The sequence below is a fragment of the Thermomonospora echinospora genome, from assembly GCF_900108175.1.
Taxonomy (GTDB): domain Bacteria; phylum Actinomycetota; class Actinomycetes; order Streptosporangiales; family Streptosporangiaceae; genus Thermomonospora; species Thermomonospora echinospora.
Window position 1 is genome coordinate 64,955 of the sequence record NZ_FNVO01000023.1, and the last position, 23,833, is coordinate 88,787.

Sequence of the window (23,833 nt, forward strand, 5' to 3'; positions counted from 1 at the left end):
TACCTTATGGCCGGACCTTCCAAACCATAGCCGTCAGGGCGCTATTGCGCCGCTACCCCGGCATTGGCCACCTTCTCGATGACGTCCATCCCCGATGAGATCTTTCCGAAGATCGTATAGTCGGGTTCCAGCTGCGAGTCCCCGTAGACGATGAAGAACTGGCTGCCGTTGGTGTCCGGGCCGCTGTTGGCCATGGCCAGCACGCCCTTGGTGTACTTGGCGCCCTTGGTGTTCTCGTTGGCGAAGCTGTACCCGGGGCCGCCCATGCCGGTGCCGGTCGGGTCGCCGCACTGCAGCACCTTCAGGCTGTCGCTGGTGGTCAGCCGGTGGCACTTGGTCTTGTCGAAGAACTTCTTGCCCGCCAGGAAGGCGAAGGAGTTGGTGGTGCACGGCGCCTTGGCGGCGTCCAACTCCACCCCGACGTCGCCGAGGTTGGTCTTGATCGTCGCCTTCACCGTGCCGGTGTGGGCGGCGGTGGCCGGGGGCTTGCCCAGGTCCTTGGGGGGGTCCTGGTCGTTGTCGGACTTGGGGTACTCGCACTTGGCGGTGCCGCCGCCCGGGGCGGTCTTGACGTCCACCCGCTGCAGCGAGATCTCCTGCTTGGGCGCCCCGTCCTGCGGCGGGGGGCTCGGCGAGGCGTCGGCGCTGGCCTTGGGCTCCTCGTCGCCGCCAACCAGCGCGACGATGCCCGCGCCGCCGCCGGCGATCACCGCCACGCCCACCACCGCGCCGATGATCTGGACCCGGCGCGCCCGCCTGGCCTCGGCCGCCCTGCGCGCCTGCTGACGCTCATAGCGCTGCCGAGCCAACTGCTTCTTGCGGTCTTTCCCCGCCACGCGTGTCCTCCTCGCGGTGCCCCGCTACTGATCAGGAAACGTGCTGCGCATGGTACCGGCCGGACGGGGGTGGCCGCGCCCGCCATGGGACGTTCCTCCCGTCGTCCTCCCGCCGCCCTTGCGTCGCGGGCGGCGACACGACGGCCCGGCATCTCGTTCGCGATGGCCGTGGCCGCGCCGGTACGCTCGAAGCGCCGCTTGAGTTCCTGAACGGCTTGTCGAATCTGCAGGAGAGGACGACCGTGCTCGTCGCAGGGTTCCCCGCTGGATCATTCGCCGCGAACTGCTATCTCGTGGCGCCCGCCGCGGGCGAGGAATGCGTGATCATCGATCCGGGCCAGGACGCCGAGGCCGGGATCGAGGAGGTCGTCCGCGAGCACCGGCTCAAGCCGGTCGCCGTGATCGCCACCCACGGCCATCTCGACCACATCTGGTCGGTGGCCCCGGTGTGCGGCGCCAGGAACGTCCCGGCCTACATCCATCCGGCCGACCGCGACCTGCTCACCGACCCCGGCAAGGGCCTTGGCCTGGGCGCCGGGCAGCAGCTGTTCGGGGGACTGGAGCTCAGCGAGCCCGACGACGTGCGTGAGCTGTCGGACGGCGCGGTGCTGGAGTTGGCCGGGCTGCGGTTCACCGTCGATCACGCGCCGGGCCATACGCCCGGGTCGGTGACGTTCCGGACGCCGGCGACCGAGGAGATTCCCGAGGTGATGTTCACCGGGGACCTGCTGTTTGCCGGTTCGATCGGCCGCACCGACCTGCCGGGTGGATCGTACGAGCAGATCCTGGCCAGCCTGGCGCGGGTGTGCCTGCCGCTGGCCGACGAGACCGTCGTCCTGCCCGGCCACGGGGAGCAGACCACCATCGGTCGCGAGCGCGCCGTCAATCCGTTCCTGGCGGACCTGACGCCCGCGGACGGGCCCAGCAAGGGATTTTGACTACAGACCATGAGTTCAAGCTTTCAGGCCCCCAAGGGGGTCAGTGAATACGTGCCGCCGCGTGCGGAGCTGCTGCGCAGCGCCCGCGAGGCGTTCGCCGAGCAGGCCCGGCTGGCCGGGTACGGCTATGTGGAGTTGGCCGTCTTCGAGGACACCCAGCTGTTCAAGCGCGGGGTGGGCGAGTCCACCGACGTGGTGAGCAAGGAGATGTACACCTTCTCCGACCGCGGCGGCCGCTCCATCACGCTGCGCCCGGAGTTCACCGCCGGGGTGCTGCGCGCCGTGCTGGAGTACGGCCTGCACAAGCAGGGCCTGCCGGTCAAGGTGTGGACCACCGGCCCGGCGTTCCGCGCCGAGCGTCCCCAGCAGGGCCGCTACCGGCAGTTCTACCAGCTCGACCTGGAGGCCATCGGCAGCGAGGACCCCCAGGTCGACGCCGAGACCATCGCCATCGCCTGGAACTGGTACCGCAGCCTGGGCCTGACCCAGGTGCGGCTGCTGCTGAACTCGCTGGGCTGCCGCGAGTGCCGGCCCGCCTACCGGGTCCGGCTGCAGGAGTTCCTGCGCGGCCTGGACCTGGACGAGGCCACCAGCGCGCGCGTGGAGATCAACCCGCTGCGCGTCCTGGACGACAAGCGCCCCGAGGTGCGGGCCCTGGTCGCCGACGCGCCGCTGATGGCCGACCACCTGTGCGTCGCCTGCAAGGCCCACCACGACCGGGTGCGCGAGCTGCTGGCCGATCTGGGCATCGCGTGGGAGGACGACCCCCGCCTGGTGCGCGGCCTGGACTACTACACCCGTACCACCTACGAGTTCGACCACCCGCTGCTGGGCGCCCAGTCCGGCATCGGCGGCGGAGGCCGCTACGACGGCCTGTCGGAGGACATCGGCGGCCCGGCGCTGCCGGGCATCGGCTTCGGGCTGGGCCTGGACCGCACGCTGCTGGCCCTGGAGGCCGAGGGCGTGCAGCCGTCCGTCCCGTCCCGCTGCCAGGTGTTCGGGGTGCCGCTGGGCGAGGCCGCCGAGCGGCGGGTCTTCGCGCTGGTGGCCGAGCTGCGGGCGGCCGGGATCGCCGCCGACATGTCCTACGGGGGCAAGAGCCTCAAGGGCGCGATGAAGGGCGCCGACCGGTCCGGGGCGGCCTATGCCGTGATCGTCGGCGAGCGAGATATCGCCGCCGGATCCGCGCAGGTCAAGGATCTGGGGACCGGTGAGCAGAGCGCCGTTCCGCTCGCTGACATCACGGCAACACTGAAGGAGAGGCTCGCACCATGATCCGTACGCACGGCGCCGGTGTGCTGCGCAAGGAGCACACCGGGGAACGTGTGGTGCTCGCCGGCTGGGTGGCGCGCCGCCGCGACCACGGCGGGGTCACGTTCATTGACCTGCGGGACGCGACCGGCGTCGCCCAGGTCGTCTTCCGCGAGGAAGACACCGCGCACGACCTGCGCTCGGAGTACTGCGTCAAGATCACCGGCGAGGTCCGCACCCGGCCGGCCGGCAACGAGAACCCCGAGTTGCCCACCGGCGACATCGAAGTGGCCGCCACCGAGATCGAGGTGCTGTCGGAGTCGGCGCCGCTGCCGTTCCCGATCGAGGGCGACGTCAACGTCAACGAGGAGGTGCGGCTGAAGTACCGCTACCTCGACATCCGCCGCGACGCCGTCGCCCGCACCATGCGCATCCGCTCCCAGGCCGCCTACCTGGTGGGCGACGTGATGCGCGAGCAGGGCTTCGTCAACGTGGAGACCCCGACGCTGACCCGCTCCACCCCGGAGGGCGCCCGCGACTTCCTGGTGCCGGTGCGGCTGCAGCCGGGCCGCTGGTACGCGCTGCCACAGTCCCCCCAGCTGTTCAAGCAGCTGCTGATGGTCTCCGGCCTGGAGCGCTACTACCAGATCGCCCGCTGCTACCGCGACGAGGACTTCCGCGCCGACCGGCAGCCGGAGTTCACCCAGATCGACCTGGAGATGTCGTTCGTGGAGGCCGACGACGTCATCGCCGTCGGCGAGGAGCTGGTGGCCCGGCTGTGGAAGGAGATCGCCGGGTACGAGGTGCCCCGGCCGATCCCGCGGATGGCCTACGCCGACGCGATGGCCCGCTACGGCTCCGACAAGCCCGACCTGCGGTTCGGCAACGAGCTGGTCGACATGACCGCCTTCTTCTCCGCCACCCCGTTCCGGGTCTTCCAGGCCCCCTACGTGGGCGCCGTGGTGATGCCGGGCGGCGCGTCGCAGACCCGCAAGGAGCTGGACGCCTGGCAGGACTGGGCCAAGGCGCGCGGCGCCCGCGGCCTGGCCTACGTGCTGGTTGCCGAGGACGGCACGCTGAGCGGCCCGGTCGCCAAGAACATCTCCGACGCCGAGCGGGCCGGGCTGGCCCACGCGGCGGGCGCGCAGCCGGGCGACGCGGTGTTCTTCGCCGCCGGGCAGGCGCACGCCTCCCGCGAGCTGCTGGGCGCGGCGCGGCTGGAGATCGGCCGCCGCTGCGGGCTGATCGACGAGTCCGCCTGGGCGTTCGTATGGATCGTGGACCCGCCGGTGTTCGAGCCGGTGCACGACGAGTCCGGCGCGCACTCCGGCTGGACCCCGGTGCACCACCCGTTCACCGCGCCCAAGCCCGAGTACGCCGCCACCTTCCACGAGCACCCGGACGTGGCGCTGGCCGACGCCTACGACATCGTCTGCAACGGCATGGAGATCGGCGGCGGCTCGATCCGTATCCACCGCGCCGAAATGCAGCAGCGGGTCTTCGACGTGCTGGGCATGGGCAAGGAGGAGGCCGAGGCCAAGTTCGGCTTCCTGCTGGAGGCGTTCAAGTACGGCCCGCCGCCGCACGGCGGCATCGCGTTCGGCTGGGACCGCACCGTCATGCTGCTGGCGGGCGGCGACTCGATCCGCGACGTGATCGCCTTCCCCAAGGCGGCCTCGGCCTACGACCCGCTCACCGGCGCCCCCACCGGGATCACCGAGCAGCAGCGCAAGGAGGCCGGGATCGACGTCCGGGGCGAGCCGGACGAGGAGTCCTGACCGGGTCGGGACCGAACGCCGATGGCCTCGCCCCCGCGGCCGCGGGGGCGAGGCCATCGGCGTGTGGCCCTCAGGCCGCTCCGCGCTCGCGGAGCATGGTGTTCATCAGGTCGACCTCCGAGCGCTGGCCCTGGACCATCGTGCGGGCCAGCCGTTCCACCTGCTTGTGGTCGGTGCGCGACAGGATGGCCTCGGCCATCGACACCCCGCCGCGATGGTGGGCGATCATCAGCTTGAGGAACAGCACCTCGGCGGCCCTGCCCTCGGCGTTCTCCAGCTCCTCCAGCTGCTCGCGGGTGGCCATCCCCGGCATCGTGGCGGCGGGACCCCCGCCGTGCCCACCGTGCCCGGACATCCACCGCATCGACCCGCCGGGGTCGACCTTCGGCGCCTCCCACTGGTCCAGCCAGGCGGTCATCATGCCGATCTGCGCGGACTGGGTGTTGATGATGTCGTAGGCCAGCAGCCGCACCGCCTCGTCCTCGGTGGCGTCGCGGACCAGGAACGACATCCGCACCGCCTGGGCGTGGTGGGTGCTCATGTCGCGGGCGAAACCGGCCTCGGGACTGTCGGGCCCCGGGCCGCCCGGACGCAGCACCGACACGGCGACCACGATCACCGCGACGACGGCCACCAGCGCCGCGAGGACGAGGGAGACCCGGCGTCCCCGCGGCGGCGCGGCCGCTGTGGCCTGGGTGGCCGCTGCGGCCTCGGTGGCCTCGGTCAAGGCGTGTCCTTGCCGCCGGAGCAGGCGGCGCCCGGCTCGGGCGTCTGCGGGCCCTTCAGGTACGCCTTCAGGAAGGCGTTGATGCGGCCGTCATCGGCCTTGTCCACCTTGACCTGCTTGCCCCAGGCACTCAGCACGATCGGGGCGTCCTGGTTCTGCACGGGGCTCAGCATCGTGTAGTCGGTGCCCTCGACCTTGCTCTTGAGCTTGTCGAGCTCGCCGGAGGCCAGTCCGGGCCGGTAGGTGAACCAGACGGCGCCGTGCTCCAGGGAGTGCACCGCGTGCTCGTTCTTGAGCGGCTGGTCGTAGACACGGCCGTCGCAGTTCTGCCAGACCGGGTGGTGCGGGCCGCCCATGGGCGGGGTGGTGTCGTAGGTGACCGGGGTCTGCACGTGGTCCTGCTTGAGGCCGTCCTTCTCCACCAGCCCCGCGATGGCCTCGGCGGGCTTGAACGCCTGCCAGGCGGCGAAGCCGACGGCGGCCAGGACGATCACGCCGATGGTGGTGAAGAAGGCGATCGCGCCCCAGGGCGGGCTGGTCTTGGTCAGGACGTTCTGCCGGTTGTTGCGGTTTCTGGCGCTCTTGGACATGGATGTTCCCTTCGGGGGACGGCTGGTGGGCGGCGGGATCGCACGGCCGCAGGCCGTGCGTCACGTCCGATCACAGCCGCAGGACCTGGAGGACGGCCAGGGGACGGGGCCGGGACGGCGCACGGGCCGGAGGGACCAGCGTCCAGCCGAACCGACGCGGCCGCACGCCGCGGGGCCGCGGCACGGCCGCCAGGGCCAGGACCATGAGGGTCAGCAGCACCGCCAGCGACAGGCAGGCGTCACCAGGTGCGGGCCGCGGATGCCCCGGCGCGGGGTGCGCCTGGTCCTGGGCCACGATCCCCGGCCCCACCGGCGCCCTATCGCCCGGCTCCTGGGCGTGCACCAGGCAGAACCTCAGCGGGGGCGTATGGCCGCCCAGCCCGTAGCTGAATGCCACCCCGGCGAGCGCGAACAAGACGACGAGCATGCCGGCGACCCCATGGGGTACGCGGCCTGCCATGCCTGTCACTCTCACGCCCGTTGCTCCTCCGGGGCTGACCAACGTCCGGAACGAAACGGACGTTCCCGGACCCTTTGAATAGCACAGGAGGAGCCGTGGCAGGCCCCTCACCGCACCACGAAGTTCCGGGCTTTGCCGGGCGGGCGGCGGCGCGGCCGCGGGCCGATAGCCTCGAACACATGTCCAGGGTCGACCCAGCGCAGGCGGACGGCCTCTTCGACGAGCCGGGCCGGGAGCCCGCGCAGCCCCCTGCCGCCGCCTCCTCCTCCGCGTCCACCTCTTCTGCGGGTCCCGCCGCAGGAGGAGTTCCCGCCGCGCAGCAGCCGCTGGCCGTGCGGATGAGGCCGCACGGTCTGGACGAGGTTGTCGGCCAGGAGCACCTGCTTGGCCCCGGCACGCCCATCCGGCAGCTGGTGGACCGGGACGTGCCCATGTCGCTGGTGCTGTGGGGCCCACCCGGCACCGGCAAGACCACCCTGGCCTACGTCGTGGCCGGGGTCACCCGGCGGCGTTTCGTGGAGATCTCCGCGGTCAGCGACGGAGTCAAGCGGGTCCGCGCCGAGATCGACCTGGCCCGGCGCGAGCTGGGCATGACCGGCCGGCAGACCGTCCTGTTCGTCGACGAGGTGCACCGCTTCAACAAGGCCCAGCAGGACGCGCTGCTGCCGGCGGTGGAGAACCGCTGGGTCTCCTTCATCGGCGCCACCACCGAGAACCCGTTCTTCTCGGTGATCAGCCCGTTGCTGTCCCGGTCGCTGCTGCTGACCCTGGAACCCCTCGGCGAGGACCACCTGCGCGAGGTGATCGCCCGGGCGCTGGCCGACGAGCGCGGGCTCGGCGGCCGGGTCGAGCTGACCCCCGAGGCCACCGACCACCTGATCCGCCTCGCCGGCGGCGACGCCCGCCGCACCCTCACCTACCTGGAGGCCGCCGCGCTGGTCGTCCCGGACGGCCGGGCCATCGACGTCGAGGTGCTGGAGAAGGCGGTGGACCGGGCCGCCGTGCGCTACGACCGGGAGGGCGACCAGCACTACGACGTCGTCAGCGCGTTCATCAAGAGCATCCGGGGCAGCGACGTGGACGCCGCACTGCACTACCTGGCCCGGATGCTGGAGGCGGGGGAGGACCCCCGCTTCATCGCCCGGCGGCTGATCGTCCACGCCAGCGAAGACATCGGCATGGCCGACCCGACGGCCCTGCAGACCGCCACCGCCGCCGCACACGCGGTGGAGTTCGTGGGGCTCCCCGAGGCCAGGATCAACCTCGCCCAGGCGGTGATCCACCTGTCACTGGCGCCCAAGTCCAACGCGGTGATCACCGCCATCGACCAGGCGATCGGCGACGTCCGCAAAGGGCTGGTCGGCCAGGTGCCCCCGCACCTGCGCGACGCCCACTACAAGGGCGCCGCCAAGATCGGCCACGGCGAGGGCTACCGGTACGCCCACGACTTCCCCGGCGGGGTGGTGCGGCAGCAGTACGCCCCCGACGCCGTAGCGGACCGGCGGTACTACCGGCCGACCCGGCACGGCGCGGAGGCGCGTTTCTCCGAGGTGCTGGACCGCATCCGGGCGGTCCTGCGAGGTCACCGGGACGGCGGCCGGACGACATGACATCGGCCGGCGGCCACGGAACGCCGCCCGGACCGGCTAACCTGCCGGTAGGAGCTGACGCGGACCCCCGCGAGGCGCGGGGCCGCGGCACGCCGCACGGCCAGGAAACCCGGTACGGGCGTCACCGGTGCTCACGGTAGGGTCTTGCAGCACCGCACCTGGCCCCAACACGGACGGCGACGCGAACGGAAACCCGGATGCTTACTGCAGGACAGCTGGCAGGCCTCCTCGTGGCCCTGTTCTGGGCCATCCTGGTCTCCTTCCTGGCCTATGCGCTGCTGCGGCTGGCCCGGCTGCTGGGGGAGGCCACCAAGCTGGTCTCCGAGCTGGCCGACCAGGCCGCCCCGCTGCTGGACGACATGGCCGACACGGTTCGCCGCGCCAACGAGCAGCTGGGCCGCACCGACGTCATCACCAAGCAGGTCGCCGGGGTCACCCAGAACGTCTCGGCGGTCACCACCGTGATGTCGACGGTGTTCGGCGGGCCGGTGGTCAAGGCCGCCGCCTTCTCCTACGGGGTGCGCAAGGCGCTGGGCAACAACCGGGACGCCGAGCGGGCCGAGACCCGCGCCGCGCTGCCGGCCCGCCGCGGCTCGGGCGGCTCGGGTAGCTCGGGCGGCTCGGGCAGGGGGCGCCGATGAGAAGGACGTTCTGGCTGGTCGTCGGGGCCGGCACCGGGGTGTGGGCGACCCGCAAGGCGACCCGGATGGCCCGGCAGCTGACCCCGCACAGCCTGGCCGGCAAGGCCACCGACCGGGCGCTGGGCGCCGGCGAGCGGCTGCGGATCTTCGTCCAGGACGTACGGGAGGAGACCCGCGCCCGCGAGGCCGAGCTGCGCGAGGCCATCGAGGCCGACCGGCACCCGCCCGAGATCGAGGCCCCCCGGCCGCGCCGGATCCTCAAAGCCCGTTACACCGTTATCGACGAAGACAAGGATGGCCACTGACATGGAGTCGGCAGAGGTCGCACGCCGTTTCCTCGCGTTCTTCGAGGAGCGGGGGCACACGGTCGTGCCCTCGGCCAGCCTGGTCGCCGAGGACCCCACCCTGCTGCTGGTCCCCGCCGGGATGGTCCCGTTCAAGCCGTACTTCCTGGGCCAGCGCACCCCGCCCGCGCCGCGCATGGCCAGCGCCCAGAAGTGCGTGCGCACCCCCGACATCGACGAGGTCGGCAAGACCACCCGGCACGCCACGTTCTTCCAGATGCTGGGCAACTTCTCCATCGGGGACTACTTCAAGGAAGGCGCCATCCCGTTCGCCTGGGAGCTGCTGACGCGGCCGGAGGCCGACGGCGGCTTCGGGTTCCCCGAGGACCGGCTGTGGGTGACCGTCTACCTCGACGACGATGAGGCCGCCGACATCTGGCACCGCAAGGTCGGGGTTCCCGAGGAGCGGATCCAGCGCCGCGGGCTGGCCGACAACTACTGGCACATGGGCGTGCCCGGCCCCGGCGGCCCCTGCTCGGAGATCTACTACGACCGGGGCCCCGAGTACGGCCGTGAGGGCGGCCCGGTCGTCGACGAGGACCGCTACCTGGAGGTGTGGAACCTCGTCTTCATGCAGGAGCAGCTGGCCAAGGTCCGCAGCAAGGTCGACTTCGACATCTCCGGGCCGCTGCCGGCCCGCAACATCGACACCGGCATGGGTCTGGAGCGGATGGCCGCCATCCTGCAGGGCGTCGACAACATCTACGAGACCGACACCCTGTGGAAGATCCTCGACCGGGCCGCCGAGCTCACCGGCGCCAAGTACGGCCGTGAGCAGCGCGCCGACGTGTCGCTGCGGGTGATCGCCGACCACGTGCGGGCCGGGACGATGATGGTCTCCGACGGGATCATCCCGGCCAACGAGGGCCGCGGCTACGTGCTGCGCCGCATCCTGCGCCGCGCCATCCGCAACCTGCGGCTGCTGGGCGGCGAGCAGGCCGGGCTGATGCACGAGCTGACCGCGGTGGCGATCGGCGCGATGGGCGAGCAGTACCAGGACCTGATCCGCACCGCCGCCAACATCCACGCGGTGATCGACGCCGAGGAGGAGCGCTTCGGCCAGACGCTGCGCACCGGGACGGCGATCTTCGACGCGGCGGTGGAGGAGACCAGGCGCTCGGGCCGGGCGACCCTGCCCGGCGCGCAGGCGTTCACCCTGCACGACACCTACGGCTTCCCCATCGACCTGACCCTGGAGATGGCCTCCGAGCAGGGCCTGTCGGTCGACGAGGAGGGGTTCCGCCGACTGCTGGAGGAGCAGCGGCAGCGGGCCAAGGCCGACGCGGCCGCCAAGAAGACCGGCAACCTGGACGTGTCGGTGCTCGGCGAGCTGCTCGACCTGTCCGGCGGCAAGGTCGACTTCACCGGCTACGACAGCGTCACCGGCGAGGCCCGGCTGGTCGGGCTGCTGGTCAACGGCGTCTCCGTGCCGGCGGCCGGCGCGGGCACCGACGTCGAGGTCGTGCTGGACCGCACCCCGTTCTACGCCGAGGGCGGCGGCCAGCTCGCCGACCACGGCCTGATCCGGCTGGGCGGCGGCGCCGAGATCGAGATCCACGACGTGCAGTCCCCGCTGGCCGGGCTGATCGTGCACCGCGGCACCGTGCGCAGCGGCGAGGCGCAGACCGGCGACACGGCGTTCGCCGAGATCGACACCGAGCGGCGTCGGGCGATCTCCCGCTCGCACACCGCCACCCACCTGGTGCACGCCGGGTTCCGCCGGGCGCTGGGCGAGTCGGCCGCGCAGGCCGGCTCGGAGAACTCGCCCGGCCGCTTCCGGTTCGACTTCACCAGCACCGGGCCCGTCTCGCCCAGCGTGCTGCGCGACGTCGAGGACGAGGTCAACGAGGTCCTGGTCAACGACCTGGACGTGCGGGCCTTCCACACCTCCATCGACGAGGCCCGCGCCATGGGCGCGCTGGCCCTGTTCGGTGAGAAGTACGGCGACGAGGTCCGGGTCGTGGAGGTCGGGGAGTACTCCCGCGAGCTGTGCGGCGGCACCCACGTGGCCCGATCCGGCCAGCTCGGTCTGGTCAAGGTGCTCGGTGAGTCGTCCATCGGCGCCGGGGTCCGCCGGGTGGAGGCGCTGGTCGGCATCGACGCCTTCCGCTTCCTGGCCCGGGAGAGCGTGCTGGTGGCCCAGCTGTCCGAGCAGCTCAAGACCCGCAAGGAGGAGCTGCCGGAGCGCATCTCCGGGATAGTCGGCCGGCTGCGCGAGGCGGAGAAGGAGCTGGAGCGGCTGCGCTCGGCCCAGGTCCTGGCGGTGGCGGGCTCGCTGGCCGAGTCCGCCGCGGACGTGGGCGGCATCGCCTTCGTGGCGCACCGCGCCCCCGACGGCACCGGCGCCGACGACCTGCGCAAGCTGGCCGTGGATGTACGGGGGCGGCTGGCCCGCAGGCCCGCCGTCGTCATGGTCGCCGGCGTTCCCAAGGACCGCCCGGTCGTGGTCGTCGCGATCAACGACGGCGCCCGTGAGCGGGGCCTGAAGGCCGGCGCCCTGGTCGGTGTGGCGGCCAAGACCCTGGGCGGTGGTGGCGGCGGCAAGGACGACCTCGCGCAGGGCGGCGGCGCGAACCCGGCGGCTATCGGCGAGGCGCTGGTGGCCGTCGAACGGGCAGTCGGGTCCGCGTGATCTCGAACCGCGCTCGGTACGGTGCCCGTATTGTTCGTCATGTGCACGGATCTTGTTGTCATGGGGCCCCGGCCGGCCCGCCCGCCCCGCGCGAACCGGTGAGGCGGGCGTGAGGCCGGGCGCCCGGCTCGGCGTCGATGTCGGCAGCGTCCGCATCGGCGTGGCGCGCAGCGACCCTCGCGGCGTCCTGGCCACTCCGCTGGAGACCGTCCGGCGGGGCAAGGGGGACCTGGACCGGATCGCCGAGCTGGTGGCCGAGTACGAGGCCGTCGAGGTGATCGTCGGCCTGCCCACCTCGCTGTCGGGCCGCAGCGGCCCGGCCGCCGACCAGGCCAGGCGGTTCGCCGAGGCGCTGGCCGGGCGGCTGTCGGGGCTGCTGCCCGACGACGGCGTCCGGCTGTACGACGAACGGCTCACCACCGTCACGGCCGAGACCGGTCTACGGCAGTCGGGAGTGCGCGGCAAGGCCCGCCGCCAGGTGGTCGACCAGGCCGCCGCCGCCGTCCTGTTGCAAGCGGCCCTCGACGGGGAACGCCTGACGGGACGGCCGCCCGGTGAGACAGTCCGGGGAAGCTCATGAACGATCTGGACCTTTTCGAAGACCCCGCCCACAGAGGCCGCCGCGACGGCCATCAGGGCCGCCGCGGCGGCGAGGACCGCTACGGGAGTCCCCGCCCCGGGGGCCGTTACGGCCGCCCCACAGGACACTACGGCGGCCCTGAGGAGCATTACGACGACCGCCGCCGACCGCCGGGTCGCTACGACGACCACCAGGCGGGCCCTCATGACGGTCACCAGGAGGGCTACTACGACGGCCCTCAAGAGGGGTATTACGACGGCCCCCAAGGGGGCCACTACGACGGCCGTTCAGAGGGCTATTACGAGGGTCCCCAAGGGGGCCACTACGACGGCCGCTCAGAGAGTTACCACGACGGTCCCCAAGGGGGCCGCTACGACGACCCTCAAGATGGTCACTACGACGGCCTCCACGAGGACCATCACCAGGGCCTCTTCGAGGAGCAGTACGAGGACGAGCCCGACGAGGAGCGGCCCACCCGGAAGGGCAAGGCCTCGGTCCGCAAACGGCAACGCAAGCGCAAGGCCAGCAGCCGTGCCGCGGTGATGTTCTCGCTGGCCTTCCTGGTGGCGGTGTTCGGCGGCGGCGGCCTGCTCGGCCTGGTGGCCCTGGAGAAGCGGCTGTCCACGCCCGACTACTCCGGGCAGGGCAGCGGCCAGGTCACCGTCCAGATCAAGGACGGCGACACCGGCCAGCTCATCGGTCAGCGGCTGGAGGCCGCCGACGTGGTCAAGAGCAGCAAGGCCTACGTCCGCGCGGCCACCAAGGAGCCGCGCTCGGCGAGCATCCAGCCCGGCTTCTACGCCATGCGCAAGAAGATGTCGGCCGCCGCCGCGCTGGGCCTGCTGCTGGACCCCAAGTCCCGCGCCAGTAGCCAGATCACCATTCCCGAAGGGCTGCGCGTCTCGCAGACCATCGAGCGGCTGTCCAAGAAGACCGGCATCCCCGTCAAGGACTTCGAGGCCGTGGTCGAGGATCCCAAGGGGCTCGGCCTGCCGTCCTATGCCAAGGGTCAGGTCGAGGGCTACCTGTGGCCGGGCCGCTACGACCTGGACCCCAACGCCGGCGCCGAGGCCACGCTCAAGACGATGGTCGACCGGTTCAAGCAGAACGCCGAGGACCTGGACCTGGAGAACAGGGCCAAGGAGGCCGGGATGAAGCCCGGTACGGCGATCGCGATGGCGAGCATCATCCAGGCGGAGAGCGGCAAGCCCAGCGACATGCCGAAGATCTCCGAGGTGATCTACAACCGGCTCAAGCGGCGGATGCAGCTCCAGATGGACAGCACGGTGATGTACGCGCTGAAGAAGTTCGGCATCGAGGCCAGCCACGAGGAACTCAACACGCAGAGCCCGTACAACACCTACCGCAACCACGGGCTGCCGCCCGGAGCGATCTCCAGCCCCGGCGCCAAGGCCATCGAGGCGGTGTTCAAGCCCTCCAAGGACGGCTGGCTCTTCTTCGTCACCACCAATCCCGAGGAGGGCCTGACCGAGTTCTCCAAGACCCAGGAGGAGCACGACCGCCTGGTCGACAAGTACAACCGGAACAAGCAGAACGGAGGCGACTGAGTGCCACGGGCCGCGGTCCTGGGCTCACCCATCGCGCATTCGCTGTCGCCGGTGCTGCACCGCGCCGCGTACGCGGCGATGGGTCTGTCCGGCTGGACGTACGAGGCGATCGAGTGCGATGAGGCGGGCCTGGCGCCCCTGCTGGACGGTCTCGGTGCCGAATGGGTGGGCCTGTCGCTGACGATGCCGCTCAAGCGCACCGTGCTCAAGCTCGTCGACGAGGTGTCGGAAACAGCGGCGGCCGTCGGCGGCGCCAACACGGTCATCTGGCGGGACGGGCGCAGGTTCGGTGACAACACCGATGTGTACGGCATCGTGACCGCGCTGACCGAGGCGGGGGTGCGCGCCCCCCGGTCGGCGGTGGTGCTCGGCGGTGGCGCCACCGCCGCGTCCGCGCTGGCCGCGCTGCGCGAACTCGGGCTGGAGGCGGTGACCCTGGCCGTCCGCGACCCGGCCCGGGCGGAGGAGGCCCGCGGTGTCGGGGAACGGCTGGGGCTGTCGGTCGGCGTCCTCACGTTCGACGCGCTCGCCGGCGCCCTGCCGGTCGATCTGGTCGTCTCCACCCTGCCCGGCCGGGCCGCCGACCCCTACTGCGACCTGGTCGCCGAGTCGGGCGCGGCGCTGTTCGACGTGGTGTACGCGCCGTGGTCGACCGCGCTCGCCCAGGCGGTCGAGCGGGCCGGCGGCACGGTGGTCGGCGGTTTCCCGATGCTGCTGCACCAGGCCGTCCGCCAGGTGGCGATGATGACCGGCCGCGAGGACGTCCCAGTCGAGGCGATGCGGACCGCCGGGGAGGCCGAACTGGCCTCCCGCGCGCGGCGCGGCGATCCGCACTGATCCCGGGAGGCCGGGCCGCCCGTTCCCGGGCCTCTCGCTGACGCCGGCTCAGGCGGCGTACGGCGTCTCCGCCCGCGGCCGGACCCGGCCGTCGGAGATCCGCGCCCCGTCGGGAATGGGGTAGAGTGGACGCGAAACTAAAAGCTGATAGTCTTACTCGCTGACCGACCCGGAGGCGACCAGCCCCCGGGTGCTCAAGCGGAGGTCACTCCCACCTGTTCGGCCGTCAGGCCGGAGGGTCATCGGTCCGGCGGACGGTGTCGCGTCGCACTGGCGACGTGTCGGCCGGTCGCCGAGTTTCGGCGGCGTCGGCCGCCGTGACGACCGATGGTGGCCCCGCATGTGAGTCGTGCGGGGCTTTTCGCGTGATGGCCCGCGGGTGCGACCGGTCGGCTGGAACACATATGACCACGTGACGCCCCAAGGAGGTCCCATCAGCGCCGAACCGCGTATCAACGACCGCATTCGTGTGCCGGAGGTCCGGCTCGTCGGCCCAAACGGCGAACAGGTGGGCATCGTGCCCATCGTCAAGGCACTCGAACTCGCCCGTGAGTCCGATCTTGACCTGGTGGAGGTCGCGCCGACCGCGCGCCCGCCCGTGGCCAAGCTGATGGACTACGGCAAGTTCAAGTACGAGTCCGCGATGAAGGCGCGCGAGGCGCGGCGTAACCAGGCGCATACGGTCATCAAGGAGATCAAGCTCCGGCCGAAGATCGATCCGCACGACTACGAGACCAAGAAGGGTCACGTGGTGCGGTTCCTGAAGGCGGGCGACAAGGTCAAGGTCACCATCATGTTCCGGGGCCGGGAGCAGTCCCGTCCCGAGCTGGGGTTCCGGCTGCTGCAGCGGCTCGCCGACGACGTCGCCGACCTCGGCTTCGTGGAGTCGCGGCCCAAGCAGGACGGCCGTAACATGATCATGGTGATCGGCCCGCACAAGAAGAAGGCCGAGGCCAAGGCGGAGGCCAAGGCCGAGCGCGCCGCCGACCGCGAGCGCGCGCGCGGCGAAGACTGAAGTCCCCGGCCGCACGGCCGGGGCGTCTCGCCGGCCCACGGGCGCGATCCGCTGTGTCGCGCGGTGGGTCCGCGCGTCCGGGCGCCCCACGCCCGGGCCGCCGCCCCTGACCGGTGCGCCGGCGGGGCGGGTTCAGCACGTACATTCGGTGCGCCGAACGGGCGCGCCGCCATGCCACCCATGGCGCGCGCCCCGCTCGCGCACGTCCCCCGCGCGCCCGCGCGGACGAGAACGAGGGAGACGACGGCGACCATGCCGAAGACCAAGACCCACAGCGGTGCCAAGAAGCGCTTCAAGCTGACCGGCTCCGGCAAGGTGACGCGCCGCCGCGCCAACCGCAACCACCTGCTCGAGCACAAGCCCTCCAAGCGCACCCGGCGCCTGGATGGCCGGGTCGTGGTCGCGGACTCCGACGCCAAGAACATCAAGAAGCTGCTTCGCAAGTAGCCATCCCTCGGCACCTTCCGAGGGTCTTCGACGATCACCGGCCGGGCCCCATCGGACCCGGCCTCGCGCAAAGGAGATGGACACGTGGCACGTGTGAAGCGGGCTGTCAACGCCGCCAAGAAGCGTCGGGTCGTCCTTGAGCGGGCCAGCGGCTACCGGGGCCAGCGGTCGCGGCTGTACCGCAAGGCCAAGGAGCAGATGCTCCACTCGATGACCTACGCCTACCGGGACCGCAAGGACCGCAAGGGCCAGTTCCGCCGGCTGTGGATCCAGCGGATCAACGCCGCCGCCCGCGCCAACGGCATGACCTACAACCGGTTCATCCAGGGCCTCAAGGCCGCCGAGCTTGAGGTCGACCGCCGTATGCTGGCCGAGCTCGCGGTCAACGAGCCGGAGGTCTTCAAGACCCTGGTCGAGCTGGCCAAGGAGTCGCTGCCGGCGCAGGACGCCAAGGCCGCCTGAGCATCGGCGAGCAGAAGGTCGTCCGGACGGGAAGTGCGGGGAACATGGCGGGCCGCGAGCTGACCTCCATCCGGTCGCCCCGGGTGAAATCGGCTCGGCGGCTCGCCAAGCGCACGTTCCGGCACCGCGACCGCAGCTTCCTGGCCGAGGGGCCGCAGGCGGTGCGGGAGGCGCTGGAGCTGCCGGGCGTGCTGTCGGAGCTGTTCACCACGGCCGAGGCCGAGTCCCGGCACGCCGATCTGGTGACGGCGGCCGAGCGGGCGGGCGCACCGGTGCTGCGGGTCAGCGGCGAGGTCATGGCCGAGTTGGCGCAGACCGTCACGCCGCAGGGCCTGCTGGCGGTGTGCCGGTTCGTCGACGTCGGGCTGGCCGAGGCGCTGGCGCCCCGGCCCCGGCTGGTCACGGTGCTCGCGCACGTCCGCGACCCCGGTAACGCCGGGACGGTGCTGCGCACGGCGGACGCGGCCGGTTCGGAGGCCGTCGTGTTCACCGACGCGTCGGTGGACCCCTACAACGGCAAGTGCGTGCGGGCTTCGGCGGGCAGCCTGTTCCACGTCCCGGTGGTGGCCGGGCCCCGGTTCGGCACGCTGATCCCCGCGCTGCGGGACAGCGGCCTGACGGTGCTGGCCGCCGACGGGGCCGGGGACCGCACGCTGGACTCGGCCATCGATGACGGGCTGCTGGCCCGGCCCACCGCCTGGGTGTTCGGCAACGAGGCGTGGGGCCTGCCGGAGGAGATCCTGCGCGACGTCGACGAGGTCGTCCGGGTCCCCATCTACGGACGTGCCGAAAGCCTGAACCTGGCGACCGCCGCCGCGGTCTGCCTGTACGCTTCCGCCCGCGCCCAGCGCACCGGGTGCTCCGATCGCCCCGCACCCGGCGGGCCCGTGGCGGGCGAAGCCTCCACCGGCACCGAACGAGCCTGACCGAGAGGAACGGGCCCGACCTGGACGGGCGGCCCGCCGGAACGCGCGGAAAGCGGCTCGGTCGGCGCGTGCCCACAGGGGCCGGGCGTCACCGCCACCGGGTCGGCGACAACGTCCGAACGGCCTGGACGGTTGCCTTCCCAGCCGGAAAACCCTGGCCGTTTCCGGACGCCCGTTAGCGATCTTCACGGGTGTCCCGGCTGTCAGGATGGTCGTGAGAATTTCACCGTCTGACGGTGACCCGCTCGGCGGGCTCGTCCCCAAGCAGGAGCGGGAACCCGTCTGACGAGGGATTCCGCGCGTCTCATCCGGTGCCTACGGTGGCCGGAGAGCGGCGCTGACGCCGCGAGAGGGGGGCGACGATGATCGACGACAGGAAGGCGCCTCAGGTGCCGCGTTCACGACGACCGCAACACCACGGACCGCGCTCGTCGGCGGCCGTGCCGCGCTGCCGGCAGGGCGCCGGCGCGCTCTCGCCCGCCGACGGCGAGGCCGAGCTGACCGTCACGGTGGCCGGCGCGCACGGCGGGACGCTGGTGGCCGCGGTCACCGGCGAGATCGACCTGCGCACCGCCGAGGAGCTGCGCGCCCGGCTGATCGAGCTGGGCGAGGAGCTGACCGCCGCCGGTCAGGGCCGGCTGGTGCTGAACTTCGGCGGGGTCGGCTTCTGTGACGCCACCGGGCTGGGCGCCCTGGTCGGCGCGCACAACCACCTGCACGCCCGCGGCGGCGAGATCAGCCTGGCCGCGGTGCGTCCGTCGCAGCGGCGGCTGTTCCGCATCACCGGCCTGGAGCAGGTCTTCCCGCTGTACGACACCGTCGCCCAGGCCGTCGCGGCGGGCCGTACCTCGTCCCTGAGCTGACGGCCCGGCCGCATCCCATGAGCGAGACGCCTCCACCGGGCGTCCCCGCGAGGGGGACGGACCCGCTGGACTTCTCCGTGAGTGGGACGTATCCGCTGGACTTCTCCATGAGTGGGACGTATCCGCTGGACTTCCCCGCGAGTGGGACGTATCCGCCGGAAACCGTGAAAAGCCCTGTGGGTAAGGGGTTTCGCGGACCCGCGTTCCCGCCGGGTGGCTATAGGCTCTCTTCCGACAGGCCGCGTTTCACGGGTGCTCTGGAGGCGCTGGTGGGTGTCGAAAACTCCCCGCAGGTGTCGCGGCCCGCCGTGCCCGCCCTCCGGCACGGGCGCGGCCCGCTCGGCCATCCGGCCCCGGAGTGGGCCGACGACCTGCCCGACGGGCTGCTGGTGGCCGACGCCCGCGCGCGCGTGGTGGTGTTCAACCGCGCCGCGACCCGGCTGACCGGCATCGCCGCCGAGGCGGCGCTGGGCCGCGACTTCCGCGACGTGCTGCCGCTGCACGACGCGGAGGGACGCGACTGGTGGAAGTGCCTGGACCCGTACGGGGGCCTGGCCACCCGCACCCGGCACCCCGAGCGCCCGCTGTTCCTGGCCGGCGGCACCGAACTGCTGGTCGCCGCCTCCTACCGGCGCCGTCCCGACCGGTCCGTGGAACGTTTCACGATCAGCTTCCGCGACGCCGCCCGCCGGGCCCGCCAGGAACGCGACCGGGCCGACCTGGTCTCCACCGTCGCCCATGAGCTGCGTTCCCCGCTCACCAGCGTCAAGGGGTTCACCGCGACGCTGCTGGCCAAGTGGCACCGCTTCAACGACGACCAGAAGCGGGTGATGCTGGAGACGGTCAACGCCGACGCCGACCGGGTGACCCGGCTGATCACCGAACTGCTGGACGTGTCCCGGATCGAGGCGGGCCGGCTGGAGATGCGCCGCCAGGTGGTCGACCTGGCCGAGGAGGCCCGCAAGGTGATCGCCGGGCGGGTGGCCGCCGGCGACCCCGCCGACCGGTTCCGGCTGATCGCTGCCGACGGGCTGCCGGAGATGTGGCTGGATCCGGACAAGATCGACCAGATCCTGGGCAACCTGCTGGAGAATGCCGTCCGGCACGGCGCCGGCACCGTGACGATCGTGATCGAGCGGGTGAACGCGGCGGACGGCCCCGGGGCCGTCGTGTCAGTGCGCGACGAGGGCGAGGGGATCCCGCCCGAGGCGGCGCAGCGCGTCTTCCGCCAGTTCTGGCGCGGCCCCGGCGGCAACCGGCGCGGCGGCACCGGGCTCGGCCTGTTCATCGTCAAGGGCCTGGTGGAGGCGCACGGCGGCACCATCGCGGTGCGGCGCGCCCCCGGCGGCGGTGCGGAGTTCCGATTCACTGTGCCCGCCGGCACCCCCGACTACGCCTGATCCGGGCGCGGAGATCGATCGAGGGTACGCGAAGAGCCGGCCACCGGGAGGAACGCATGCCGACGGTGAACGGATTCGATCGTTTCCGGTACCCGATCAGGCCGGAGCTGCCCGCGTTCCTGCGCGGAGAGGACAGCGGTGGCCCGACGATGCGGAAGCTGTGCTCCTGGCTGGACTCCCTCGTCACAGAGCTGGAGTCATGGCCGGGCCTTTGCGTGCTGCAGGGCTTTCCGGAGGGGATCTGGACCGATCACCGCGCCGTTCTGCGGTTCAGCGAGCTCCTCGGTACGCCGATACCACAGGATCGGCACGGCACCGTGGTCCGTGAGGTCCGCGACCGGGGCAGCACGATCGGGCAGGGAGAGAGCACTCGTTACGCGGATTCGAGATTCGGTGGCCATTTCCACACCGATGGGGCGGAGGCAGGGTTTCCGGTACCGGACATGTTCGCCCTGTTCTGCGTCCGGCAGGCGATGCGAGGGGGATCCCTGCACCTGGCGCACCTGCGGGACGTGGTGCGCGAACTGGCCGGGCAGGAGGCGGTCGTCGACGTGCTGGGCAGGCCGTTTCACTTCCATCGACGTGGTGACGGCACCGGCGATGCAGAGCACACCGTGGCCAAGCCGATCCTGTTCGACCACCGAGGGCGACCCGCCGTCACCTATCTCCGGCGTTACGTCGAACTCGGCCACCGGCAGCGGGGCGCCCCGGAACTGACCGCCGGGCAGCACGCCGCCTTGGACGCCTTCGACGCGGCGGTCGACCGGACAAGGAAGATCGAAGGACGCATGCGGCCGGATGAGGTACTGATCGTAAACAACCTGCGTACCCTGCATGCGCGCACGGAGTTCGTGGACCACCCGGATCCGGCGCGGAGCCGGCTGCTGTTGCGCACCTGGATCAGCAGGGACGAACGTCGGCGGTGAGTCCGGCCCAGGGTGCCTTCCGGTCGATGAGCGTGGCCGTCGTGCCCAATTGCCTGCGCGGCACGGCTTCGGCGGACACCGTCGCGCATGCTCTCGGCCGGGGAGCCGGCACGGCCCCCGGGGTGGGCGAGGTCGTGCTCCTTCCCGCGGCGGACGGCGGTGACGGGACAACGGACGTACTCGCCCGCTCGCCCGGTGCCGTCCGCCATGTCCTGCCGGTTTCCGATGCGCTCGGCCGTCGTAAGAACGCCTCCTGGCTGCTCATGACCGAGACCACTGCAGTGGTTGAGTCGGCCGCCTCCTGCGGGCTGGCGAGCCTGCGGCCCGCCGAACTGGATCCGCTCAGGGCGACGTCGGCCGGGGTCGGTGAAATGATCGCGGCGGCGGTCGAGGCCGGAGCCCGCCATATCTTGCTGGGGGCCGGCGGCACGGCGTACGTGGATGCCGGCGCCGGCGCTCTCGGCGCCCTCGGGGCTCGTTTCTTCGACGCCACCGGGGCCACGCTCCCTCCAGTTCCCTGGGCGTTGCGCGACGTGGCGTCCGTCGATCTCCGCCCGGCGATCCGGCGGCTGGGCGACGTGACGATTCAGGTTCTGGCGGATGTGCGCATCGGGCTGGACGAGAGCATCGGCCGCTTCGGCCGTCAGAAGGGAGTGACCGAAGCCAACCGTGGAGTCCTCGCCGAAACACTCGCCAGGATCGTGCGGGTCCTGGCGGCCGACGAGCACAGGCTGTGGTCCTCCGGAGCCGAGCGGCTGTGGACCCGGCCGTGGCTGGGCGCCGGTGGAGGGGTCGGGGCCGGCTTGGCCACGGTCGCGACCACCTCCGGGGAGTCAGGGGCACTCAGAGTCCTGGATCTGCTCGGGGCGATGCCCGCGGTGCTGGAAAGCGATGTGGCGATCACTGCCGAAGGACGGGTCGATGCGACGACCTGGCTGGGCAAACTACCGGGCACGGTGGCCTCCCTGAGAACGGCCCGGGGGCTGCCGACCGTGATCGTCGCCGCTGATGCGGACCTGTCCGGCGGCGCTCCGGAGGGCGGTCTCGTGAAGATCCTCCCGTTCGGAGCGGACGCGCAGGGCGAGCCTCCTCCGAGCCTCGCCGACATGCTGGCCAGTACCGGAGCGCGTGCTTGCACCGGCCGGACGGCGACGGGCCATGATTAGCGCTCTTCCGCGCTGACCCCTGCGAAGTAACTCCTTCTCGGCGGGCGGGGGAGTAGGAACGCCTGGCCCGCGGCCAGGCGTTCCTTCGTACGAGAGGCATGGGGCGGATGACGGGAGGTGAGCTCTCTCCCGGCCGCCCGGTCAGGGGGCTGCGATCCGGCGCCGGTCAGGGAATGATCTCTTGCTTGAGCGGATACGCATCGGCGATCACTCGATCGAATGCACTGGAGTAATACTCGAACAGCGGTGTGGAAGAACCGTGGATCACCAGGTTGGGTCGGCCTTCGGCGCCCCTGGCGAGAGAGTAGTGGTCCGCGACGATGAAGGCGTTGTGCTGAGCGCGGTCGACGATCATGGCGCTGAACATCGGTTTTATTCGTACCGCGTAGCAGCTGAACTTGGCCGGATCGTCCAACTCTTCTTCTATGGCGAGCGCGTGACGCTTGGCGCGGGCTATCTGTTCGAGTACCTGGGTGCCGTTCCGGTGGGTGGCGACCAAGAGATCCATGCCGATGGCGTCGACGGCGGGAAAGTACATCGATATCGACGCCTTGCCGTGGCGGATGGCATTGCCGTAGTCTCCCAGCCACTTTTTCATGGTGTGGCCGAGGATGCTGATTTCGGCCGCCTGGTTCGCGATGTCCTCGGGACTCCCCAGCACCGCTCCGGTCGCGGAGGGGTTCACATAGAGCGAGTCGAGGCCGAGCACGCGGAACTGGTGCGACTCGGAGAGCAGGTACTTCGCCAGGTCCCAGATGCCGTCGACCCGCCGCCCGTCCTCGCCGAAGTCGATGACCTGATGACGCATCGACGACCGGTAGCCGCGTATGCGGCCGAAGACGATCGGAATGTTGAGCGACTGGGCGAGCTTGATCTCGTCCTCAACGCCTTTGGCCAGTTCGCCGGCCACGACACGGGACAGCAGGACGATGACGAGCTCCGACTTGCCGACCCGCCGTGTTATCTCCGCCGACCAGTCGGTCCCGGGCCGCAGGAAACCCTGGTCGACCTGAGGGTCGAGATCGAGATAACGCTTGATCAGCGCCGCGACATTGAAGGCGATGTCGGTGTCCTCGGACGCATGTGATATGAACACCCTTCGGTGCGCGAGGTTCTCCCGGCGCCAGTTGCGGAAACTTGCTCCCGTATCGTGCGGCACGGTGTCGCTCCAGTTGTTATTCGATTTTGCTCGGGAGGGCTCTTGCCCGCTTGAGGTGCGGCTGGGCGAGAAAAAGTGCGGCTACCAGGCGGGCCTCGGTGATCTCGCCTGACAGGGCCATGGCGATGGCCTGGTCGTAGGGGATGCTCACGGGTGCGATGAAGGTCACCTCGTCGCCGCCGACCGGTACGTGTCGAAGGTTGCGCGCCAGGAAGATGCTGGTCCGCTGGCGCAGATATCCGGGGCTGAGGTCGAATACGGCCAACGGGGTGAGGTCCCCGGCCAGCCCGACCTCTTCCTGCATCTCGCGCCGGGCGGCCTCCTGGGGGCTCTCGCCGGCCTCTATGGTCCCCTTGGGCAGGCTGTAGAGCCTGCTGTCGGCCGCCGCATAGTATTCTTTTATTATGTGCACGTTCCCGGAGTCATCGACCGGTAGGATCGCGACGCTGTCCCCGGCCTTCTCGACGATCTCCAGATTCTCGTAGACGCCCGGTTTCGTCTCCACCTTCAACTCGAACACCTTAATGGTCCTGCCGGTGTAGAGCAGTCGCTCGGCGACGATTTTTTCGACATGTTGGTCAGGCGAATCCATGGGTATCCTTCGATGTCTCGTCCGCCGGCCGCGGCAGGCCGCGGAAGAATACGGCCGTATGGGCGGATGGTGAATCGTCGCTCAT

General features: G+C 71.2%; 24 protein-coding genes. 18 read left to right on the forward strand and 6 right to left on the reverse strand.

Translation table 11 applies throughout. The features are described from left to right. Window positions 1–41: 41 nt before the first annotated feature. On the reverse strand, window positions 42–836 hold the full coding sequence (locus tag C4U03_RS33295) for a peptidylprolyl isomerase (RefSeq protein WP_103943710.1): 795 nt from the start codon (window positions 834–836) through the stop codon (window positions 42–44). 242 nt (window positions 837–1,078) lie between these two features. Between C4U03_RS33295 and C4U03_RS33300 the strand changes: the two genes are divergently transcribed. Genes C4U03_RS33300 through aspS form a run of 3 tightly spaced genes read left to right on the forward strand, consistent with a single transcriptional unit; the run spans window position 1,079 to window position 4,803 of the window. Beyond that, the gene (locus C4U03_RS33300; RefSeq protein ID WP_103943712.1) at window positions 1,079–1,774 is read left to right on the forward strand and encodes an MBL fold metallo-hydrolase; all 696 of its coding nucleotides are present in this window, start codon (window positions 1,079–1,081) and stop codon (window positions 1,772–1,774) included. Between the two features lie 9 nt (window positions 1,775–1,783). After that, window positions 1,784–3,049, forward strand: a complete 1,266-nt coding sequence (gene hisS, locus C4U03_RS33305; RefSeq protein WP_103943714.1) for a histidine--tRNA ligase — start codon at window positions 1,784–1,786, stop codon at window positions 3,047–3,049. Continuing rightward, the gene (aspS, locus tag C4U03_RS33310; protein WP_103943716.1) at window positions 3,046–4,803 is read left to right on the forward strand and encodes an aspartate--tRNA ligase; all 1,758 of its coding nucleotides are present in this window, start codon (window positions 3,046–3,048) and stop codon (window positions 4,801–4,803) included. The genes hisS and aspS overlap by 4 nt, the downstream gene beginning before the upstream one ends. A 70-nt stretch (window positions 4,804–4,873) precedes the next feature. On the opposite strand, the gene C4U03_RS33315 is transcribed toward aspS, so the two are convergent. The 3 genes from C4U03_RS33315 to C4U03_RS33325 all read right to left on the reverse strand — a co-directional run bounded on the left by C4U03_RS33315 (window position 4,874) and on the right by C4U03_RS33325 (window position 6,580). Further along, a complete protein-coding gene (locus C4U03_RS33315) occupies window positions 4,874–5,530 on the reverse strand; it encodes a DUF305 domain-containing protein (RefSeq protein WP_103943718.1) in 657 nt (218 codons plus the stop codon). Then, the gene (locus tag C4U03_RS33320; protein WP_103943720.1) at window positions 5,527–6,120 is read right to left on the reverse strand and encodes a DUF3105 domain-containing protein; all 594 of its coding nucleotides are present in this window, start codon (window positions 6,118–6,120) and stop codon (window positions 5,527–5,529) included. The genes C4U03_RS33315 and C4U03_RS33320 overlap by 4 nt, the downstream gene beginning before the upstream one ends. 70 nt (window positions 6,121–6,190) lie before the next feature. Beyond that, window positions 6,191–6,580 carry a hypothetical protein gene (locus C4U03_RS33325; RefSeq protein WP_103943722.1) on the reverse strand — a complete coding sequence of 130 codons (390 nt, stop codon included), beginning with the start codon at window positions 6,578–6,580 and terminating at the stop codon, window positions 6,191–6,193. Between the two features lie 179 nt (window positions 6,581–6,759). On the opposite strand from C4U03_RS33325, the gene C4U03_RS33330 reads away from it, so the two are divergent. From C4U03_RS33330 to C4U03_RS33400, 15 genes are all read left to right on the forward strand, one after another. Next, window positions 6,760–8,190, forward strand: a complete 1,431-nt coding sequence (locus C4U03_RS33330) for a replication-associated recombination protein A (RefSeq protein ID WP_103943724.1) — start codon at window positions 6,760–6,762, stop codon at window positions 8,188–8,190. A gap of 197 nt (window positions 8,191–8,387) precedes the next feature. Beyond that, complete coding sequence (locus C4U03_RS33335) at window positions 8,388–8,831, forward strand: DUF948 domain-containing protein (RefSeq protein WP_103943726.1); 444 nt, start codon at window positions 8,388–8,390, stop codon at window positions 8,829–8,831. Continuing rightward, window positions 8,828–9,136, forward strand: a complete 309-nt coding sequence (locus C4U03_RS33340; RefSeq protein ID WP_103943728.1) for a DUF6167 family protein — start codon at window positions 8,828–8,830, stop codon at window positions 9,134–9,136. The genes C4U03_RS33335 and C4U03_RS33340 overlap by 4 nt, the downstream gene beginning before the upstream one ends. 1 nt (window position 9,137) lies before the next feature. Beyond that, window positions 9,138–11,807, forward strand: a complete 2,670-nt coding sequence (gene alaS, locus C4U03_RS33345; RefSeq protein ID WP_103943730.1) for an alanine--tRNA ligase — start codon at window positions 9,138–9,140, stop codon at window positions 11,805–11,807. Between the two features lie 109 nt (window positions 11,808–11,916). Then, window positions 11,917–12,387 (forward strand): Holliday junction resolvase RuvX, encoded by a 471-nt coding sequence (gene ruvX / locus C4U03_RS33350; RefSeq protein ID WP_235018296.1) that lies wholly within the window; start codon window positions 11,917–11,919, stop codon window positions 12,385–12,387. Continuing rightward, window positions 12,384–13,955 carry an endolytic transglycosylase MltG gene (mltG, locus tag C4U03_RS33355; protein ID WP_103943734.1) on the forward strand — a complete coding sequence of 524 codons (1,572 nt, stop codon included), beginning with the start codon at window positions 12,384–12,386 and terminating at the stop codon, window positions 13,953–13,955. Before ruvX ends, mltG begins: the two co-directional genes overlap by 4 nt. After that, a complete protein-coding gene (locus tag C4U03_RS33360) occupies window positions 13,956–14,792 on the forward strand; it encodes a shikimate dehydrogenase (RefSeq protein ID WP_103943736.1) in 837 nt (278 codons plus the stop codon). A 412-nt stretch (window positions 14,793–15,204) separates the two neighbouring features. Then, a complete protein-coding gene (gene infC, locus C4U03_RS33365; RefSeq protein WP_103943738.1) occupies window positions 15,205–15,807 on the forward strand; it encodes a translation initiation factor IF-3 in 603 nt (200 codons plus the stop codon). A 252-nt stretch (window positions 15,808–16,059) separates the two neighbouring features. Further along, window positions 16,060–16,254: a 50S ribosomal protein L35 gene (gene rpmI, locus C4U03_RS33370; protein ID WP_103943739.1), complete on the forward strand. Its 195-nt coding sequence runs from the start codon at window positions 16,060–16,062 to the stop codon at window positions 16,252–16,254. A gap of 84 nt (window positions 16,255–16,338) precedes the next feature. Then, window positions 16,339–16,716 carry a 50S ribosomal protein L20 gene (rplT, locus tag C4U03_RS33375; protein ID WP_103943741.1) on the forward strand — a complete coding sequence of 126 codons (378 nt, stop codon included), beginning with the start codon at window positions 16,339–16,341 and terminating at the stop codon, window positions 16,714–16,716. A gap of 44 nt (window positions 16,717–16,760) precedes the next feature. Further along, window positions 16,761–17,642, forward strand: a complete 882-nt coding sequence (locus tag C4U03_RS33380; RefSeq protein ID WP_103943743.1) for a TrmH family RNA methyltransferase — start codon at window positions 16,761–16,763, stop codon at window positions 17,640–17,642. A gap of 362 nt (window positions 17,643–18,004) precedes the next feature. Continuing rightward, window positions 18,005–18,505: an STAS domain-containing protein gene (locus C4U03_RS33385; RefSeq protein WP_103943745.1), complete on the forward strand. Its 501-nt coding sequence runs from the start codon at window positions 18,005–18,007 to the stop codon at window positions 18,503–18,505. 308 nt (window positions 18,506–18,813) lie between these two features. After that, window positions 18,814–19,905 (forward strand): sensor histidine kinase, encoded by a 1,092-nt coding sequence (locus C4U03_RS33390; RefSeq protein WP_103943805.1) that lies wholly within the window; start codon window positions 18,814–18,816, stop codon window positions 19,903–19,905. Between the two features lie 56 nt (window positions 19,906–19,961). Then, the gene (locus tag C4U03_RS33395; RefSeq protein ID WP_103943747.1) at window positions 19,962–20,831 is read left to right on the forward strand and encodes a TauD/TfdA family dioxygenase; all 870 of its coding nucleotides are present in this window, start codon (window positions 19,962–19,964) and stop codon (window positions 20,829–20,831) included. A 26-nt stretch (window positions 20,832–20,857) separates the two neighbouring features. Next, window positions 20,858–21,997: a glycerate kinase gene (locus C4U03_RS33400; RefSeq protein WP_146087610.1), complete on the forward strand. Its 1,140-nt coding sequence runs from the start codon at window positions 20,858–20,860 to the stop codon at window positions 21,995–21,997. A 166-nt stretch (window positions 21,998–22,163) separates the two neighbouring features. Here the strand turns inward: C4U03_RS33400 and C4U03_RS33405 are convergent, their stop codons facing one another. Both C4U03_RS33405 and C4U03_RS33410 read right to left on the reverse strand, forming a co-directional pair. Then, window positions 22,164–23,156, reverse strand: coding sequence for a toll/interleukin-1 receptor domain-containing protein (locus C4U03_RS33405; protein ID WP_103943751.1), 993 nt, complete (start codon window positions 23,154–23,156; stop codon window positions 22,164–22,166). 16 nt (window positions 23,157–23,172) lie between these two features. After that, a complete protein-coding gene (locus C4U03_RS33410; protein WP_103943753.1) occupies window positions 23,173–23,748 on the reverse strand; it encodes an NUDIX domain-containing protein in 576 nt (191 codons plus the stop codon). Window positions 23,749–23,833: the final 85 nt, after the last annotated feature.

Coding starts and splice junctions, on each gene's coding strand:
- hisS (WP_103943714.1), top strand. CDS start 1,784: ATGAGTTCAAGCTTTCAGGCCCCCAAGGGGGTCAGTGAATACGTGCCG.
- aspS (WP_103943716.1), top strand. CDS start 3,046: ATGATCCGTACGCACGGCGCCGGTGTGCTGCGCAAGGAGCACACCGGG.
- C4U03_RS33320 (WP_103943720.1), bottom strand. CDS start 6,120: ATGTCCAAGAGCGCCAGAAACCGCAACAACCGGCAGAACGTCCTGACC.
- C4U03_RS33325 (WP_103943722.1), bottom strand. CDS start 6,580: ATGGCAGGCCGCGTACCCCATGGGGTCGCCGGCATGCTCGTCGTCTTG.
- C4U03_RS33330 (WP_103943724.1), top strand. CDS start 6,760: ATGTCCAGGGTCGACCCAGCGCAGGCGGACGGCCTCTTCGACGAGCCG.
- C4U03_RS33335 (WP_103943726.1), top strand. CDS start 8,388: ATGCTTACTGCAGGACAGCTGGCAGGCCTCCTCGTGGCCCTGTTCTGG.
- C4U03_RS33340 (WP_103943728.1), top strand. CDS start 8,828: ATGAGAAGGACGTTCTGGCTGGTCGTCGGGGCCGGCACCGGGGTGTGG.
- alaS (WP_103943730.1), top strand. CDS start 9,138: ATGGAGTCGGCAGAGGTCGCACGCCGTTTCCTCGCGTTCTTCGAGGAG.
- mltG (WP_103943734.1), top strand. CDS start 12,384: ATGAACGATCTGGACCTTTTCGAAGACCCCGCCCACAGAGGCCGCCGC.
- rpmI (WP_103943739.1), top strand. CDS start 16,060: ATGCCGAAGACCAAGACCCACAGCGGTGCCAAGAAGCGCTTCAAGCTG.
- C4U03_RS33380 (WP_103943743.1), top strand. CDS start 16,761: ATGGCGGGCCGCGAGCTGACCTCCATCCGGTCGCCCCGGGTGAAATCG.
- C4U03_RS33385 (WP_103943745.1), top strand. CDS start 18,005: ATGATCGACGACAGGAAGGCGCCTCAGGTGCCGCGTTCACGACGACCG.
- C4U03_RS33395 (WP_103943747.1), top strand. CDS start 19,962: ATGCCGACGGTGAACGGATTCGATCGTTTCCGGTACCCGATCAGGCCG.
- C4U03_RS33400 (WP_146087610.1), top strand. CDS start 20,858: ATGAGCGTGGCCGTCGTGCCCAATTGCCTGCGCGGCACGGCTTCGGCG.
- C4U03_RS33410 (WP_103943753.1), bottom strand. CDS start 23,748: ATGGATTCGCCTGACCAACATGTCGAAAAAATCGTCGCCGAGCGACTG.